Annotated in this window: 15 protein-coding genes and 1 pseudogene; 11 read left to right on the top strand and 5 right to left on the bottom strand. The window is 43.7% G+C overall.

The window, feature by feature from the left end; genetic code table 11:
* Positions 1-38: 38 nt before the first annotated feature.
* A pseudogene (locus tag ACED41_RS14515) lies at positions 39-668 on the bottom strand (D-serine ammonia-lyase); the annotation flags it as partial.
* Between the two features lie 132 nt (positions 669-800).
* Here ACED41_RS14515 and ACED41_RS14520 point away from each other — a divergent pair.
* Positions 801-1,994 (top strand): MFS transporter, encoded by a 1,194-nt coding sequence (locus tag ACED41_RS14520; protein WP_371725182.1) that lies wholly within the window; start codon positions 801-803, stop codon positions 1,992-1,994.
* A 14-nt stretch (positions 1,995-2,008) separates the two neighbouring features.
* Here the strand turns inward: ACED41_RS14520 and ACED41_RS14525 are convergent, their stop codons facing one another.
* A complete protein-coding gene (locus ACED41_RS14525) occupies positions 2,009-2,806 on the bottom strand; it encodes a helix-turn-helix transcriptional regulator (RefSeq protein ID WP_371725183.1) in 798 nt (265 codons plus the stop codon).
* A gap of 56 nt (positions 2,807-2,862) precedes the next feature.
* Positions 2,863-3,396, bottom strand: coding sequence for a YbhB/YbcL family Raf kinase inhibitor-like protein (locus ACED41_RS14530; RefSeq protein ID WP_017060498.1), 534 nt, complete (start codon positions 3,394-3,396; stop codon positions 2,863-2,865).
* Positions 3,397-3,639: 243 nt separating this feature from the next.
* On the opposite strand from ACED41_RS14530, the gene ACED41_RS14535 reads away from it, so the two are divergent.
* The 5 genes from ACED41_RS14535 (at position 3,640) to ACED41_RS14555 (ending at position 10,043) form a co-directional block, all read left to right on the top strand.
* On the top strand, positions 3,640-5,049 hold the full coding sequence (locus ACED41_RS14535; RefSeq protein ID WP_017066450.1) for a DUF3404 domain-containing protein: 1,410 nt from the start codon (positions 3,640-3,642) through the stop codon (positions 5,047-5,049).
* Positions 5,027-5,674: a response regulator transcription factor gene (locus ACED41_RS14540; protein ID WP_371725185.1), complete on the top strand. Its 648-nt coding sequence runs from the start codon at positions 5,027-5,029 to the stop codon at positions 5,672-5,674. Before ACED41_RS14535 ends, ACED41_RS14540 begins: the two co-directional genes overlap by 23 nt.
* The gene (locus ACED41_RS14545) at positions 5,674-6,486 is read left to right on the top strand and encodes a DUF2861 family protein (protein ID WP_371725186.1); all 813 of its coding nucleotides are present in this window, start codon (positions 5,674-5,676) and stop codon (positions 6,484-6,486) included. Before ACED41_RS14540 ends, ACED41_RS14545 begins: the two co-directional genes overlap by 1 nt.
* Positions 6,487-6,589: 103 nt before the next feature.
* Complete coding sequence (locus ACED41_RS14550; RefSeq protein WP_371725187.1) at positions 6,590-8,938, top strand: glycoside hydrolase; 2,349 nt, start codon at positions 6,590-6,592, stop codon at positions 8,936-8,938.
* Positions 8,939-9,185: 247 nt separating this feature from the next.
* The gene (locus tag ACED41_RS14555) at positions 9,186-10,043 is read left to right on the top strand and encodes a polysaccharide lyase family 7 protein (RefSeq protein WP_017060503.1); all 858 of its coding nucleotides are present in this window, start codon (positions 9,186-9,188) and stop codon (positions 10,041-10,043) included.
* A 160-nt stretch (positions 10,044-10,203) separates the two neighbouring features.
* Here the strand turns inward: ACED41_RS14555 and ACED41_RS14560 are convergent, their stop codons facing one another.
* Positions 10,204-11,115: a LysR family transcriptional regulator gene (locus ACED41_RS14560; protein ID WP_017060504.1), complete on the bottom strand. Its 912-nt coding sequence runs from the start codon at positions 11,113-11,115 to the stop codon at positions 10,204-10,206.
* 128 nt (positions 11,116-11,243) lie between these two features.
* Here ACED41_RS14560 and ACED41_RS14565 point away from each other — a divergent pair, with 128 nt between their 5' ends.
* The 5 genes from ACED41_RS14565 (at position 11,244) to ACED41_RS14585 (ending at position 17,378) form a co-directional block, all read left to right on the top strand.
* Complete coding sequence (locus ACED41_RS14565; RefSeq protein ID WP_017072190.1) at positions 11,244-12,308, top strand: HlyD family secretion protein; 1,065 nt, start codon at positions 11,244-11,246, stop codon at positions 12,306-12,308.
* 3 nt (positions 12,309-12,311) lie between these two features.
* The gene (locus tag ACED41_RS14570) at positions 12,312-13,862 is read left to right on the top strand and encodes a DHA2 family efflux MFS transporter permease subunit (protein ID WP_017060506.1); all 1,551 of its coding nucleotides are present in this window, start codon (positions 12,312-12,314) and stop codon (positions 13,860-13,862) included.
* Positions 13,863-14,151: 289 nt separating this feature from the next.
* Positions 14,152-15,741 (top strand): response regulator, encoded by a 1,590-nt coding sequence (locus ACED41_RS14575; protein WP_017064673.1) that lies wholly within the window; start codon positions 14,152-14,154, stop codon positions 15,739-15,741.
* Positions 15,735-16,067: an Hpt domain-containing protein gene (locus ACED41_RS14580; RefSeq protein ID WP_017060508.1), complete on the top strand. Its 333-nt coding sequence runs from the start codon at positions 15,735-15,737 to the stop codon at positions 16,065-16,067. The genes ACED41_RS14575 and ACED41_RS14580 overlap by 7 nt, the downstream gene beginning before the upstream one ends.
* A 414-nt stretch (positions 16,068-16,481) precedes the next feature.
* Positions 16,482-17,378: an RNA polymerase sigma factor RpoD/SigA gene (locus ACED41_RS14585; RefSeq protein WP_017060509.1), complete on the top strand. Its 897-nt coding sequence runs from the start codon at positions 16,482-16,484 to the stop codon at positions 17,376-17,378.
* Between the two features lie 208 nt (positions 17,379-17,586).
* Here ACED41_RS14585 and ACED41_RS14590 read toward each other — a convergent pair whose 3' ends face one another.
* Positions 17,587-17,940: a hypothetical protein gene (locus ACED41_RS14590; RefSeq protein ID WP_017072193.1), complete on the bottom strand. Its 354-nt coding sequence runs from the start codon at positions 17,938-17,940 to the stop codon at positions 17,587-17,589.
* Between the last annotated feature and the right edge of the window lie 122 nt (positions 17,941-18,062).

Below are 18,062 nucleotides of genomic sequence, written 5' to 3' on the forward strand. Positions count from 1 at the left end.
TTCTATCATGACTTATCTTTTTAGCAGCTCATATTTGCAACAACGTTGACGCCATGCTCACGAAGTTTGCTTTTCTTCCAAGCTCTCGCGTCTGCCGACATGTGAACAGAGACCGTAAAACCCAATTTGGCACTCATGATACCGATCGACATGCCTAGATTACCCGTGGATCCTACCGCAATGCTGTATTGTTGGAAGAAGTCACGGAATTCAGGTTCGAGCAACTTACTATAGTCATCGCTCTCACACAGTAACCCGGCTTCAATCGCAAGCTTCTCGGCATGCGTTAGTACTTCATAAATACCACCGCGAGCTTTGATTGAACCTGAAATTGGCAAATGGCTGTCTTTCTTCATCATCAAACGCCCTTTTATAGACTGCTGATAATGCGCTTCCAATACTGATTTCATAGATGGAATGTCAATAAGCTCAGACTCGATGATGCCATTGGTCGCTTGAGTTTCAGGAAACGCCTTGGCTAGATAAGGAGCAAACCTTTGTAGCCTCATGCTCGCATCGTGAATATCTTGTTCGCCTAATCCCACATAAAGCAAACCGCGCTCCAGAGACGTCACATTTGGGTTAAACCAAACCACTTCTTCCAATGCAATCAATTGTTGAAGCAGTGGGAAGTCCGAGATGAGCTTGTCGATATTTAATACAGTCATGGGTGACTTTTCTGGCTAAGCGCGTACTGCGCAGGTTCAATCATTAGTAAACCTATTTAAACGGTATTTGTGTAATCATTCAATGATCTGTAGGCTAGCCTGTCTTCTCATAAGCAAACAGTAGAACAACCTATGAGCGCCTCTCTTCGTAATAGCATTTTCGTGATGTTAGGGATTCTATTCCTAGCACTTAACCTTCGTGGGCCTTTTACGAGCTTGGCTCCTGTGCTTTCTCAGGTTATGGAAGGCCTCAACCTTACGTCATCGGCTGCAGGCTTCTTAACAGCTTTGCCACTGTTAACTTTTGCCTTATTCTCACCATTAGTCACCAAGATATCCCAACGAATTGGTCTAGAGCCTAGCCTGTTATTAGGCTTAGTTCTGATCACTACGGGTATTACACTGCGCTCTGCTGGGTTAACCCCAACCTTGTATATCGGCACGGTGATGATCGGGCTTGGTATCGCGATTGGTAATGTGTTGTTGCCTGTAGTAGTGAAAGCTAGCTTCCCGACACGCATCGCTACTGTGACTTCTCTGTACATCTTTACGATGGGCATCGGGTCGACGTTAGGCTCAAGTTTGATGGTGCCGTTTTCAAATCTAACCTTATTCACGATCACGGGTTGGCAATTAGCACTGTTAATGAACCTAATATTCCCAATATTAGCTTTGATGATCTGGTTGCCTAAAATCAAAAAGCGCTCTTCTTCATCGACCAATAACAAGCATCAAGAAAAGCCGATTCCGATGAAGAAGATGATCAAGAGTGGCATTGCATGGCAAGTGACACTAGCTCTTGGGCTTAACTCATTTACCTTCTACTCTTTGGCAGGCTGGCTTCCACAGATCTTGAACGACCTTGGCTACAGCGAAATCGATGCGGGTTATATCTACGGATTTCTACAATTTTCGACTATGGTTCCGGGATTACTGTTACTGCCGTTCTTAGGTAAAAGCGATAACCAACAATGGCTCATTACGCTTTGTACTTCGAGTGTATTTATTGGATTGATTGGGCTGCTGTATTTGCCTGAGTTTGCGATCTTTTGGGTGGGACTCTTTGGATTAGCCAACTGCTCTACGTTTATTATCGCTCTCTCTTTTGTTGGCCTGCGAACTTCGAATAGCAGCCAAGCCGCATCGCTGTCGGGTATGGCGCAAGGAATCGGTTATGCGTTGGCTGCCACTGGTCCAACATTGGTGGGTAAGCTTCATGCCCAGACAGATTCTTGGAGTGTGCCGATTCTGCTGATCGCATCTGTTGCCTTTGCGTGTACGATTTTCGCGGCATTGGCAGCACGAGATAAGAAAGTAAGCGTTTAGGCCAAACAGAATGATTATGGCGTCGCGACTCTATGGCTGACGACGGTTTTGATGTATTCACTTGGCGACAAACCAAATTTGCCTTTAAAGCGCTGACTAAAACGCCCTTCCGATTGGTAACCGCAAGACTGAGCCAACATCGCCACATTCTGCTGTCCGTTTTGCATCAGATAAAGCGCGTGACTCAAGCGAACTTCAGCCAGTACCTCTCGATATTGCATGCCTTCCAGTTTGAGCTTCCGAATCAATGTGGCTCGGCTCATCGCAAAACGCTCCGCCACCGACTCTAGCGGATGTTTCTCATCTGGTGAATGTGAAAGATAATGGCTAAGCTTTTGGCTAAACGAGACGTTGGCACTGGCAAACAATAGATGCAACACCCCTTTTTCAGCCAATTGCTGGTACAAGCCCTGCAGCCAAAACTGTTGAGTCTCTTTGCTCATGCTCTGTGTATCAAACGAAAACAACGCATTGAGTGAGTCTTGTAAGTTTCGATCCACTTTCACCGTAGGCAGTCCCAGATCATTCGACCGTTCCTCACTTAAATCAAGCATCGCCTGAGAAGGTTGGAATTGAAAGCTGAACACTCGCGACAAGAAGCGCCCTTTGTGGGGCATGTTCTCAAAACTTAGTGAAGCTGATGCCTCACACAACAGCAGATCAGAATGTGAGAGCTCTGCCACTGAATCTTTCCAAAACAGGCGCTTACTTCCTGTAATGATCTGAATGATACTAGGGGATAGAATCCTCACATTACGCAGCTTTTGTAACTGCTCTGCACGAAAGATCGTCACTTGATATTGATGATTCATCTCATCCCCTTATTTACTTATTATGTACGTGTATAAGCTTTAACGTACATAAGCTATTAACGTGTATAAGTTGCGGTCAGTTTAGCTTTGTCTAAAGCCATGCTGTTCAACGTGAATCCAACCACAGCCGACGGCGTATTTTCGTCGAGGTTAAGTTTGTCCGTTGGTAATGCCCAAACCGTGAACTGGTAACGGTGCATACCATCTTTTTCTGGAGGACAAACGCCACCGTAGCCAACTGTACCATAATCAATGCGACCTTCTTTGCCACCGACTTTAGAGATGTCGACACCGCGAGGTAGCTCGTTCACAGTTGCAGGGATATCAAACGCAACCCAATGCCAGAAGCCACTTTCAGTCGGTGCATCTGGATCATAAGCTGTGATAGCAAAGCTTTTGGTACCTGCTGGTGCATCTTTCCACATCAATTGTGGTGATTGATTATCGCCGTCACAACCCCAACTAGAGTATTCAAAAGTCTTTGCCATTGGGTGACCTTCTTGAATATCGTTGCTGGTTAATTCGAACGCATGAGCAGAGCCTGTAGCCAAAATACTGATTGCCAATACTGATTTGATGATGAGTTTCATGATGGTTCCTCTTATTAGGTATGAGCCCAGTATAGTCCCCTCATTTCGCCCAATAATGACAGTAAGTACACAATTAGCTATTTTATTTCAAATAAATGATACTTACTGTATTTGTACTTTATTATTTAAAAGCATGACCCACTCGACAATTTGTTGTTAAAAGAACACTTGTTGACATTCAGGTTACAAATCGCGCCCAAAACTCTTTAGACTCGCCCCACGACTTTTAACGAGAATGATTGGATGCGCAGGTTTACATTAGCTCTTTGCTTGATCTTTTGGCTCCCAACCCTAGTCAATGCCCAAAGTTTGCAAGATAAGTGGCAAACTCTGTATCAACTGAGCTGGCAATCATCCCCACTCTTAGTATCTCAACAAGAGTTGGCTCAGTATCCGAAAGTTCTGCTCCATGAAAATAGCCGCTATCCTGATTTCAACCAATTCAGTTGGGACGACATCGCAGCGTTAGCGTCAATACAAGATCACTGCCAAGCGATTGAAAGCAGTAACCCTTCATTACATGAAGCCATCGAGTTCGAGCTCGCTCTGTGTCAGCAACAAACATTGGATTCGATTTGGTTTGCAGCACACTCCAAACGTCACCCTGCCGGTGGCAGCTTTGCTGGTCGTTATTTAGCCGCTTACCCAGATGTGACCGAGCAGATACGCCCATTTTTGAGTCTTACCAACCCTCAGCACCCTTTATATAACAAACTAGAAAGCCTAAGTGCACAAGGCAGAGAAGCACTGCTCAATGGATACCGCGCTTGGCAACAAGATGATGTGCTTTGGTTAAGTGGCGAACAAGGCTGGAAAGCTATTCCCTTAGATGTTTGGCAACCTATCGCAGAGCAACAAGAGGTATCTTTGGCAGGTGAAACCTGTACTTTTCGTTACAGTAACGTGTGCTTAAACGAGCCTAGCAATGACAATCTGATCATGAAAACCTTGATCTTTACATTGCTGCTAACGTTGCTTTCCGGGCTCGCTAGAGTCTTATACCTAAGAACAAAACAACGAAAAGAGAGGCAGTTCGTTTTACAGCTTCTTACTCATGAACTGCGCACGCCTATTACTAGCCTAGGCTTAACCGTCGAAATGTTTAGAAATCGCTACGATGACTTTTCTGATGAAACTCAAAGTGCGGTTTGGCGTTTAATATCTGACTATCAAAGGCTTTCTCAGCTCACCGAAAACAGCAAAGTGTACCTAAGTTCGGATCAGTCAGAGCCTTTGTTGAAGCAAAACGCTTCATTAGAAGAGTGGCTCGATCATGTCTGTGAAAAGCACAATATTTCTTATCAATGTGAAGCGCGTGAAGTTGAACTGAACCTTCCCTATTACTGGCTAACCATCTGCTTGGATAATCTAATCAAGAATGCCAAACAACATGGTAAAGGTGAGGTTTTGGTAAAGGTCGAACTCGGTGACAAGCTGACGATTGAGGTACAAGACGAGGGGCACTTCCCTTCACCGATACAACGGCTCATGTCTGGTGTCACGCCAAGTGAAACGCACGAACTGGATAACATGGGCATTGGCCTGACTATTGTCGAGCACTTGATGAAGCAAGCGAATGGCCGCCTCATTATTCTTCGTAACCCAACCCGATGTATTTTGGAAATTGCTTATGAACACCCTACTGCTGATTGAAGACGACCAACTGCTTGGACAAGGCCTCGTCAGCTTCTTTGAATCCAATGGTTACCAATGCCTTTGGGCGAAGGATTCAGAGAATGCCAGTAAGAAATGGTTTCGAGCCGATCTTGTGATACTGGATCGACAGCTTGAAGATGGGGACAGCTTGCAACACCTTCCAAACTGGTTGCTCCTCAAAGCGCTGCCTGTGATTGTGTTGACCGCTAAAGTAGAAGTTCAACAACGTGTTGAAGGTTTAATGGCGGGTGCCAATGACTATGTGACTAAACCATTTTCGAACGACGAATTACTCGCTCGAGTCATTACCCAGCTACGTCCGTTAGGTGTGAGCCAACTAAATTACGCCAACATTGAAGTCCGCTTGTCTGAACGAATCGCTTATTTGGATGAAAGCCCGATCACGTTAAAACCTAAAGAGTTCCAGTTATTGGTCTTGTTTGTTCAGAACCAAAGTCGTGTGTTTCATCGTGATGAGTTACTCAATAAGATTTGGGGTTATCAAGCCTTTCCAAGTACCCGAACCGTGGATAATCACATACTGCGCTTGCGCCAGAAGCTGCCAACCCTAAAGATCGAAACACATCGCGGCGTTGGTTACCGCTTAGCTGGGGAATCATAATGAGAGTCACTTCGTTAATCGCATTGATCTGCGCTTTGCAGTTTGCGTGTCACGCCGCTTGGTTTACCAACACGCCATTACAACATACGTATCAATCTCTGCTTGATGAACAACCTCAAGTCGCGTGGCAAGAGCTTCAAATCGCACTCAATCAACAAACACTTGATAGTGAGCTTTGGTTGCCAGTTAAACAAGAGATACTGAGCCAAACTCAATGCGGAACTTCACTAAGACAAGACACTGAGACGAAACATCACATTCAAGTTAGCTTCATTCGACGCTACGGCCTGTCATCGCACGGTTATCAAATCAAAGTCTCTGCCGAGCAACTCAGCAAAGGCTCAGAAACTCAAACTCTTTCTTTGGTATCGCCTAAAGGTAAAGTCCTTCTCGATGGGCAACTCACTTCCAACAATGAGTATCAAGAGATTGAAACCAATGAAATGTTCATCAAACCCGAATCTGGTGTTTATCAACTAAAGATAGGTTCAAATCACTACCCTATTATTGTCGCTTTAAATAACAGTAATCGATGGCTGACGCTCGAAAGTAAACTCAGCGAACCACATATCGTGCTCTCGCCTCCAAAGGTGATCGACAACTGCCCCGACGCTAACGTGAGTTGGCAATGGTTTGATGAAAACTACAACCTGCTGGGTTACAAAGTGCCAATCAAAACAGCGCAAGCACCCGTTCCCACAGAAAGTCCACTTGGAACCAAAGCCAAGCACTTGAGTGCTTCGGTTGAAATGTTTGAATACCAAGGCGCTATTGAAGTCCAATATGTGCAGCGCGTCGCCGTGCCTTTCTAATGGAAAACCACTAAAGCCAAACAGAAAATAGAGACATATAGGTGACAAAGCACTAGCGCTACTTAGGTGTAATAACCGTAGTTACCCTTTACGGAATCTAAATATGCTCAGCGTACGTCACCCACTCAATCTTTCTAATTTTGCCATTGTGGCTTTAACAACAGCTTGTCTGTTTTCATCCAACGCACAAGCGAGCCAAATAACGCTCACCAGTAACAACAATACCGTCGCTACCTCATCGAATACTTTAGAGGTCGATTGGAACGGCTTAAGCGTTAACAGTGCTGCTCTCACCGTTGATAGCCAACCACAGAAAGCGACCAATCTGGTCATTGGCTTTTCCGATAAAGCTGACTCAGCAAAAATCGCCACTTGGACCTTAGTACCCAGTGGAATAAACGTTAAGGCAGAGCTTAATCAAGACCAGCTCACTTTTCAGTTCAGCTTACCTTCAAATATACAGGTGAAACGAAACAAACCCATCGAATTGGCGTGGTTTGATCTTGCCGAACAACAAACTCAGACACTATTTCTTCCGTTTAGTGAAGGTATGCGCGTGCCTACTGACAACAAGCTTTGGGCAAGTTATCTCGTCGGTAACCATTCTGGAAGTAACACTACTCAAGACTTGAAGATGCCTTTTTGGACAGTACAGCAAAACAATCATTTCATTAGCTATCAAATGGTTAATGCAACCAACAATCAACTGCTCTTTTCAGATGCATCCTCTAATGCTTCCTCAAATACAAAAACCAAAATTGATATGAAGGCAGCACACCAATTTACGATGCTCAATCAGTCACAACCTTTTCTTGTTCGTATCACCCTCGGAGACTCGTGGTTAGATGGTGCCAAACAATACCGAGATTGGCGCATCAATAATGACCAGTCTGAAACGCTTGTAGCAAAGCAAAAGCGCAATCCAGATGTGACTAAGTTGATCGGCGCGAGCCACGTTTACCTATTTGGCAAAGACCCATTAAGCATCCAAGATGTGAGTGACTGGTGGGGATTGAAAACATGGTATCTAGAGGGCTCTAAACTCAATGTTTCTGCGGAAGCGAAAAGAGAGCTATCGTCACTCTCCAAGGGGAAAGATTGGTTCAGTCAGTACCACAAACAACTATTGTTGGACTCTATTAGCCAGTCATTGCAGGTGTTATATCCTGTTGGTAATCCGACACTCGAAGACAACACGATTAAAGCGCAATATAAAGCAGCACAGGATAAGAAGAACTGGTTGCTAGAGCACGCTTCCCCTTACCTAAACTCGTCAGAGACTTGGGGACAAGCGCTGTCTTCAGACATGGTCGCTAATCTAAATAAGGCAGGCTTAAACAAACTGTGGCTTGGATTCGATAATTGGATGCCAGCATTCTATCAACCTAACGCTGTGGGTCTGGCAAAACAGTCCGGATATCTGGTCGGTACTTACGATTCCTACAACACCGCAATTCCTGCGAAGCTCAATGACAACTGGCTAACCGCTCAATTACCAGAGCCGATGCGTCAAAGTTGTGCCATTGAACTAGCGGATGGGAGTTTGAAAAAAGGATTTCGTGGAAACGGCTTTTACTTAAACCCGAACTGCCATTTAGAATACGTAAAACAGCGTGCTCAAGACATTATGAGATTCGGCAACTTCAACAGCTTGTTCTTAGATGTTGATGCAACCGCCATGGCACGTGAAGATTACCGCGTCTCTATAGACAGTAATGGCAATACAAACGACGAATCAGACATGCTTTCTGCGTTCAACAACCGAATGAAGTGGCTTAGCGAGCAACCTTCGTTAGTATTAGGCTCTGAAGACGGCAACAGCCTAACAACAAAAGGCATCGCGTTTGCACACGGCTTAGAAACGGTTGGTTTTGGTTGGACAGACAAAGACATGAAAGAGAACCGCCAATCTCCCTATTACTTAGGTCGTTGGTACCCAGACCAAAAGCCCGACTTCTTCTTTAAGCCGGCCGAGGTTAAAGAGCCCTATAAGTCGCTACTGTTTTCGCCTCAATATCGAATTCCACTTTACCAAGCCGTTTTCCATGATGAAGTAATCAATACGCACCATTGGCATTCAGACAGCCTTAAGTTCACTAATGTACAAGCAGAACGTGACTTAACCGCCATGCTGTACAACACACCACCGATGGTTCACTTGACCAGAGATGAAGCTTTATCAAGTTCAAGCCAGAGAATCAAAGCACTCAAACACTATCAAGATGGCTTTGAACCAATGCACGAACAGTTATGGGATAAACAGTTAGTCGATTCCGAATGGTTAGATAAGAGCGGCGATGTTCAACAAACTGAGTTCAGTGACGGAAGTAAGATCATTGCCAATTTTTCAGATCAAACCTTTCATCAGAGAGGCCTTAAAGTCTCGCCGAGCGCTATAAAAGCCGTATTGAGCAACGGACAAACGTTAGAGTGGAAATCAGAGCCTAACTAGTTTGAACGTGCCGTTTTTAAGCCTCACCTTATTCACTATTACGGGTTAGCAGGTAGTGTTGTTAACGAGCAAAAATCCACACCTTTGACACTCAGGTACCAATCCCAATCGACACCTAATTCTCTCTATTTTTGTACAAGAAAATTGGGTGCCGACCACAATTTCAAACACAGATGTTTTCACATAAATCTCAAAAGTGATATCAATGCTTATATTGAATGATAATAATACAAAAGAGATATTTTTGATGAAAAAGACCCTACTCACTTGCTGTGCCCTTCTTGCCTTTTCTTCTTCGGCAATCGCTAATGTTCAGTTTTCGAATCCAGAAGGAGCTTTAGGCGAACCTTCTAATTACTCTCAATACCAAAATGTTTTGTCAGTTTCTGAACTTCAAATTTCAGATCCAAACGGAAAGAAAGGCAACAAAGACTATTTTGCGCTCGATAATAACTACGACGGCATTGTGAACAACAACTTCTATGTCGACAAAGAAAGTGAAGCGCTAGTCTTTACCATGAAGAATGACCACCTGCGCAACGAGCTACGCGTTCAGGAAAACTTCCGCACAGACTTAACAAATGAAACATACACATTAAGTTCGGAGGTGGAGATCATAAAACCTGAAGAGTCGATGAAGAACTCAGACTCTAAGCAAGACGAGATTACATTCCTACAAGTACATAACAAAGGCTTAGATGATCTTGGTACTCACAATGTCCCCCACCCTTTGCTTCGTGTTGTATGGAAACGTGACAATAATGGTATTGAAGGGCATTTCTGGGCAATCATTAAAAACAACGCTGTAATTTGTAAAGGATCGTTCGGCAAGAAAAACCAAGACAAGGAAATGTGCAAATCAGACGTAGCATATTCTCAGTATGATTTAGGCAAAGCACCACAAGGCAAACCAACAGCATTTGATTTAATCGTGGGTGATAAGAAACTTATTGTTGACGTAAACGGTGAACGTAAAGTTGAGCAGGATATTGACTACTGGCGTCACCTATTAAGCTACTTCAAAGCTGGCGTATACAACCAATTTACGAATGGACAAAGTGAAGCTCACTTCTACAAGCTAGAGTACACAGAGAAAAAGAGCTAGTTCGGTACTTAGCCTACAACTACATTAGCAATCAGAAAAAAACGAACTTGTTAACAAGTTCGTTTTTTTCTTTTCAATGTTATTGGTCATTGTCAATGAATTACAACTAATCAACAGTTAGGCAGCCGATTCCTTCTGTTGCTCCCAATACAATATGCCTTTATTTCGTTATTTGATTGGCTCTATTTTGAAAAGCAGTCAGTAGATAGTCGATAAAGACCTTCTTACGTTTCGGCATCAACTGCCTGTCTGCATACACTAGGCTTACTGAAACTTCCGGCATCTCATATTCAGGTAGCAAACGAATCAACTTGCCTGTCTTGAAGTGCTCACGACAAATGAATTCAGGAAGCACCGCCAAGCCGAGCCCATCTACACAAGCTGTTAGGCATGCCGTGATGGTATTCACCCGTAACTGACACGGCAGATCGATCAAAATCGACTCACCGCCTTCTAATTGTAAATGCCACTTGGGTAGACGCGCGGCCTTGTTCACCACCTCAATCATTCTGAATGGCGGTTCAAGATCATCGGGTGAAGAGACGTCATCGAACTGCTCTAAATACTCAGGGCTGGCTGCCAATACACGCTTTGATGTTGTGAGGTAGCGAGAAACCAAGCTCGAGTCCACTAGCTCACCAATTTGTGCGTAAAGATCGATCCCCTCCGCAATGATGTCGACTTCTCGATTCGACAGTTCTAAGTTCAAAGTCACGTTTGGGTGCTCTTTTAGGAAGCTGTGGATGTATTTGGCTAATACTTGATGCCCCAATTCGACAGGCAACACAACATTCAACTGCCCTCGGATCAAATCCTGATTGGCTGAAACCTCTAGCTCAGCTTGGTTCATGATCTCTTGCATCTGCATGCTCGACTGATAAAAGCGCTCACCCTCTGGCGTTAAGACTAAACTTCGTGTCGAACGAGTGATCAACCTCACACCTAGATGCTGTTCCAGCTCGTCTAGCTTTCGGCTGACGGTCGACTTGGTCATGTTCAATGCTTCAGCTGCGTGCGTGAAACTCCCACAATCAACAACTTGTGTAAAAACAGTCACAGCATTTAAGTCCATCGTACTTCTCCCAAAGCGCCATTAGTTAGATTTTTGCAACAGTGTTTCCCTTTTTTCCTATCTTATCAATCAATCGAATTCATTTACAATTCGTTACATCTAAATAAAAACAAAATGAGAAAGAAAAAATGACAGAGAACAACAACGCTTCGCAAACAGTAAGCACAAAAAAACGTAAAAAAGCTCCGCTTATTGCTACTGCGATCATGCTGTCATTGGGTTTAGCCGGTGCTGGATACTGGTACGGCTATGGCCAGTACTTTGAATCTACCGACAATGCCTACCTACAAGGCGACATCACGAATATTAGCCCTAAGGTCTCTGGCTATATTGTTAAGTCTTATGTGAGTGATAACCAATCGGTTAAAGAAGGTGATTTGCTGGTTCAAATCGATGACCGTGATTACCAGTCAGCACTCGCTCAAGCAAACGCCCATTTAAGCGTCGTGCAATCAGACGTCAAAAATCTAGTGGCACAACAAACGTTACAACGTAGCAAGATCAATCAAGCAGAAAGCCGCGTTGATTCTGCACAAGCTGAATACGAACGCGCGATTCAACAAGTGGTACGTTCTCGTAGCTTACTAAAGCGTAACTACGCGTCTCAAGATGAAGTCGATAGCATGGTTGCACAACAAAAAGTAACTCAGGCAGATTTAGAAGAAGCAAAAGCAAACCTCGTTGCAACCAATGACCAATTAACCGTTATCGCTAGTGAGATTGAGCAAGCAAATGCATCCGTGACCGAAGCTCAAGCCCAGAGAGATCAAGCACAGCTTAACCTTGATTACACCAAAATTTACGCGCCAGCAGATGGCGTGATTGGTAAACGCAGCGTACGTGAAGGCTTGCTGATTCAAGCAGGCGCACCACTGATGAGCTTGGTACCAAACAACCAAGTGTGGATTGAAGCCAACTTCAAAGAGACACAGCTAAGTGGTATTCACAAAGGTCAGACGGTTGAAGTAGAGCTGGATGCGTTCCCGGGGCAGCCTCTTGAAGGTGTGGTAGACAGTTTCTCCCCTGCGACTGGCGCTAAATTTGCGCTCCTACCACCAGAAAACGCGACCGGTAACTTCACTAAAATCGTTCAACGTGTACCGGTTAAAATTACTATTCCAGATCAGCAAGAGTTGAAAGGTCGACTGCTTCCTGGTTTGTCTGTGGTAGCGACCATCGATAAACGAGGCTAGACCATGAGTAACGCTGGTGTTGTCACCCAAACAAATGATGATGACGAGGTTTCGAGACGCCATTGGATCGCCCTATTTGGCGGCTTGATTGGCGCGTTTATGGCGATCTTGGATATTCAGATCACCAACTCGTCTCTCAAAGATATTCAAGGTGCGCTATCAGCCACCTTGGATGAAAGCTCGTGGATCTCTACGTCTTACCTAGTCGCAGAGATGATCGCTATCCCACTCAGTGGTTGGCTTTCTAAAGCGCTCGGTAAACGCCGTTATATCACGTGGACGACAGCCATTTTCACCATTTCATCTTTGTTGTGTTCGTTCTCTTGGAACATGACCTCGATGATCGTTTTCCGCGCGATGCAAGGCTTCAGTGGTGGTGCTCTAATCCCGCTTGCTTTCTCGCTGGTGATTCAGTTATTGCCGGTCAACAAGCGTGCTGTGGGTATGGCACTGTTTGGTGTAACCGCGACCTTTGCTCCATCGATTGGCCCTACCTTTGGTGGCTGGCTGACGGAGAACTTCTCGTGGCACTATATTTTCTACATCAATATTCCGCCAGCTTTGCTTGTGATCACCATGATCCGATATGGCTTGGACGATGAAAAGCTCGACCTTGGCACGCTGAAAAAAGCCGATTGGTTTGGTATCGCCACCATGGCATTAGGGCTAGGTTGTTTGGAAGTGGTGTTAGAAGAAGGTAACCGTGAAGAGTGGTTCAGTTCGAGTTTTATTATTGGCTTGAGTATCGTGTCGGCGGTGAGTTTGGTTTACTTCGTGATAAACGAACTCCAACACAAGAAGCCATTGGTTAACCTGCGGCTATTGCGGGATGGGCAATTTGCGATGTCTTGTATCGCCTATTTGATTCTAGGAATGGCATTGCTCGGCTCTATCTATGTTCTACCGATGTATCTCACTCAAATTCAGCAATATAACGCGATGGAAATTGGTGAAGTGCTAATGTGGATGGGTTTCCCACAGCTTCTGATATTCCCAATTGTGCCAAAGCTAACACAGATCATTAAGCCTAAGTACTTGGTTACCTTTGGCTTCGCGATGTTCGGTTTTAGTTGTTACGTAAATACACACATGACAATCGATTTTGGCGGGCAACAGCTGATTTTATCTATGGTTCTGCGTGCTATTGGTAGTCCGTTCATCATGGTTCCGCTGTCTTTGGTTGCCATGAAGAACATCAGCAAAATGGACACGCCAGACGCATCAACGTTAACCAACGTAATGCGGAACTTAGGGGGCGCTTTCAGCATCGCGATTATCGCTACGCTATTGGATAACAAAACCCGTGAGCACTTAGCACACATCAAGGAGTCGCTACCTTCAGTGAGTCAACTTGGTTGGCAGACGCTTCAGCAACAACAAGCGTTTTTCATTCAGTCAGGAAGTGATGCCGCAACTGCGATGCAACAAGCACAAGCAAGTTTGCTCGGCACAATGCAACGTGACGCAGCCATCATGGCTTACAACGATGTGTTCTTAATGATGACGGCGTTCTTGGCTCTAGCGGCAGTATTGATTCTAAACATGCGTGATTAACGCTAGAGTTTCGGTAAATAAAACTTCAAGCAAAGAACAACATTTCGAATAAAAACTCGAACAATAAAACAGATAGGTGAGCTTATCGGCTTGCCTCTTTTTTATTTCTAAAACACGTATAACCCCACTAAAATCAGGTAAAAGTCACCTGCGTTTGAAGGCTTTCATAAATGTTATCTAATACTCTTTAATTACCAATAGTTTATTGAGTGTTTGTATGTGATATAGGCACCTTGACAATGTGCAACTTGACACCTAAATTAAAAAATAACATTTGGTATTAAGGAAAATGGATTTGACCTTACCAACAGACCTTCGAATTTTGATCGTCGACGACTCTAAAAGCGCAACAATACTTATTAAGCAGCAACTGGCTAGTTTGGGAGTTTCGCGCGACTGTATTTTTATTGCGACCGACTATCGAAAAGCCATTAAAGCGGTCGAGACACACTCTTTTCATGTACTCCTCATTGACTACCACTTAGAACAGTCTTTTACTGGCTTTGAGCTGTTGGGCATTCTGTATCGAAACCGCCTCATCGATCATACTGTGGCGACAATCTTGCTCTCTGGGGATATGCGTCAGGAAACAGTATTAACCGCCCTTTCAGGTGAAGCACACCACTTCGTTTCTAAACCGATTAATACTCAAACGTTGGGTAAAAAGATCCAAAGTGCCGTGTCCGTTTCAAAGAAACTCACCCAACTGAATGATTTGTATCCCATTGCCAGTCAAGAGAGATTAGCTCAAGCTTTGGCGATCTCCCCTAATGGTACTAGCGTTCAGTTCGAAGCGACATTGATTGAACATTTAATTGCAGGTAAGAAATGGCAGTTACTCTCTAGCGTCATTAACAACTCCAAAACCAACATGCACCCAACCAAATTGGTGGCTGAGGCGCTGATTCTCGACAGCTTAGGCAAGCCAAATTTAGCCATAGATAAGCTCCACAATTTTCTAATAGCACAGCCACTCTCATTGAGCGTGATTGACTGCTTAAGCTGTATCTATGAAAAACATAAAATGCTGCTGCCTGCTCTTAAATTAGCGATTCGTGCATTTGAGATGACTCCCAGCATCAGCCATCGTGCAATCAGGGCCATCGACTTAGCTGAGAACGCAGATAACACACATATGATCATAAAGTTAGGTGAGATGTATGCAACCCACATTTCAGCTGCTGACATTGATGTCATCCATTCCATTGGTGCGCACTTTAATTCCTTAAAAGCAACGTATCAGCGCGAGACGCAACTAAAGTACAAACGTATTTTGCTTGAGCACGCCAACCAATTCACCGAGTTGGTAAACCTGAAACTTCCGGTAAAACAACAGCAGCAAGTTTTGGCCAGCCTTGCCCTATTTCAGAGCAGCATATTGCTCATCGAAAATAGCCCTCAGATTGCCCACAAAAAAGTGATTAGAGCTTCGACACTGTTAGCGAACAATTTCCACAGCCAACCGACTTATTTGCTCACTCAGTTATTACCCATGCTCGCCCACTTTGGTGAGTACTCTCTTTATCATTTAACAGTGGAATGTCTCAAATCTCGTGGAGAAGCCATAAATCACCAACTTGAGTCCAAAAATGTCGACCCTTCAACGTGTATAAACATTGAAAATTTGGGTTCGATCCAAGAAATAAAGGACTACATTCACAGTTACCCATATTCAGTTGCCGCCAAACTTGACTATATATACGCCGTCAATAAAGCTCATATAGATGAGAAACTTAGCGACGACTATCTAGAAGAAATCTTACAGTTAGAACTTCCTCCAAAATGGAATCAATGGATTAGTGATTCATCAAGGTATGGTTTTTCCACTAAGCCGCCTAGCCCATTTTCAACATTCAGCCGACAGGAGTCCACATGCTAGACTTTGATGCTTTAAACGCCTATTTAGACAATGACAGAGACGTCATTTACGCCGTTTTGTCTACATATCAAGAAGACCATGGCAATTCGCTACAAGAGATCGAAGAGTTGGTTCAACAACAAGATTGGGGCAAGCTTCATTTTACCGTGCACACCTTAAAAGGCATTTTAGCCAGCTTTGGTGAAGAAACGGCCACAGTTGCATTAGAAAGAGTAGAACAAAACACACTCAATAAGCTTGCGCCGCAAGATGATGATCTTTCGGTTATCTACAGCGAAATGAAGATCATTAATCAGCAAATCGATGAGGTTCTTAGCACTTATTAGTCGATAGAATTAAAACGTGCATGGCGATACTTAACAGCCGACACAGCTAAAAGAGTTGAGGTGCTTGGAAACATTGAACCTCGACTCTTAACATTTTTCTCATCATTTCTCCTCTCAATTATAGTTCTAACCCACACCTATAAATTCACGTCATTTATCTAGATAAACCGATGTATAACACATGCTTTATAAACTATCCGTCTTAATGTTTTAAACGAAAAACCAACACACTTGATGAGATGCAAAATAGTTAAATATTTGTAGATCTTTTTGTGACATAAACATACGAAATTGCATTTTATTTATTGGTAAAGAAGAAATTGTTATCTACACTCTAATGAAACCAAGCGTTAATCACTTGGTGGCATAATAAAAAAAACTAAAACGTTCAGTCGGCTAGATAAGGACAAGGAAATGAACAACGATAGTTTTGCTGCGTTTCAGGGGCTCACGGATGAAACACCCATTACCGAATCATTTTCTACCAGTGCTGACCCTTATGCTCATTATCTGAAAGATATTGTTGGCATTGATCTGCTGTCGCGTGAAGATGAGGTGTATTACGCAAAATTGAATCGCGCGGGTGATAAAAAAGCGCGTGATGTCATGATCGAATCAAACCTGCGCCTTGTTGTGAAAATCGCAAAGAGTTACCTAAAACGTAAAGGCAATAATTTCACCCTGCTCGACCTGATCGAGGAAGGCAACATTGGCTTGATTAAGGCCATCGACAAATACGATCCAGAACCAGGCTATCGTTTTTCAACCTATGCTGTTTGGTGGATCCGCGAAAACATTGAAGCCGCACTCATGAACACGGGTCGAACCGTTCGATTGCCAGCCCACGTGTGTAAAGAAATAAACAGCCTCGCCTCAAAAAAGCTCGATGCAAGCAAAAAAATGAGTAAAGAGGTTTCAATTTCTGAGCTATCAGACAGTTCAGGTGTAAAGGCCGAACGCGTCGATCAACTGGTGGCGTTAAGCGGGTTTATTGACGTGACGACAACGGTTGGAACTAGCCATGCGCCTATGGTGCTTGATCAATGCGAAAGTGAATATATCCCAGACCCTCAACAAGATTGTGAGGATCAATCCTTTACCCAAGCTCTAGAACAAATCATCTATACACTTCCTCCAAAATTACAAAAGGTGCTCATCCACCGTTTTGGTTTCTTTGATAACAAGGTGAAAACGCTGTCTGAGGTCGGACAAATGTTGGATGTGAATGTTTCTAATGAACGTGTTAGACAAATGCAGAAAGAAGCGGTCGAAAGAATTCAAAAACGACTCAAATTTGATGGTTGGGTGTAAGTCGTAACCCAGTTGAGAATTAGTTGAAAATAACGTTAAGCCAAAACAAAGACCTTTAGGGTGAGCCTCCAAGCTTGCCCTTTTTGTTTGCTGATTCGTTAGAAAAATAAAAAGATCGTAAGCACACGAACCCTAAGTCGCTAATCCCTAATGCCTAATGCCTAATGCCTAATGCCTAATGAAAAATGACAAATGCCACACCATTAACTTACCTTAAAGAAGTGACTCGCTCACTGCGCAAAATGAGATAATTGATATAAGTGGTTTCAAGACAATCTTGTTCCCACACTGATAAAATCCGTTTAGCCGCAAAATAATAATCTTTGTTTCTCAACAACATCCCAACGGTGCGGCTAAGCTTTTCAAATCGAACGTGATCGCTCGCAGAGATGTAGTCATCTTCACTTTCAATAATGGGCGCTAAACCATCAGCAAACCAATTATTCAATATTTCTCGCATCTCTAATTCGGACTCAGGCACATCCACACTCGACAACTCTCGATGTTGAGGTGGTGGCACTATGTACTTCGACGCTTGCGGTGAACTGACATAACGATACATGCCCTCACTCCTGTCTAACTGACCCTTCTAATAATTAAGGACATATTTACCTGTTCTCAAGTTTATTTATCGAAACAAACAACAAAAAAATTAAAAAAAGCCATGTATCAATAACTCTACAT

It is taken from the genome of Vibrio sp. 1F255 (genome assembly GCF_041439145.1).
GTDB lineage: Bacteria > Pseudomonadota > Gammaproteobacteria > Enterobacterales > Vibrionaceae > Vibrio > Vibrio crassostreae_C.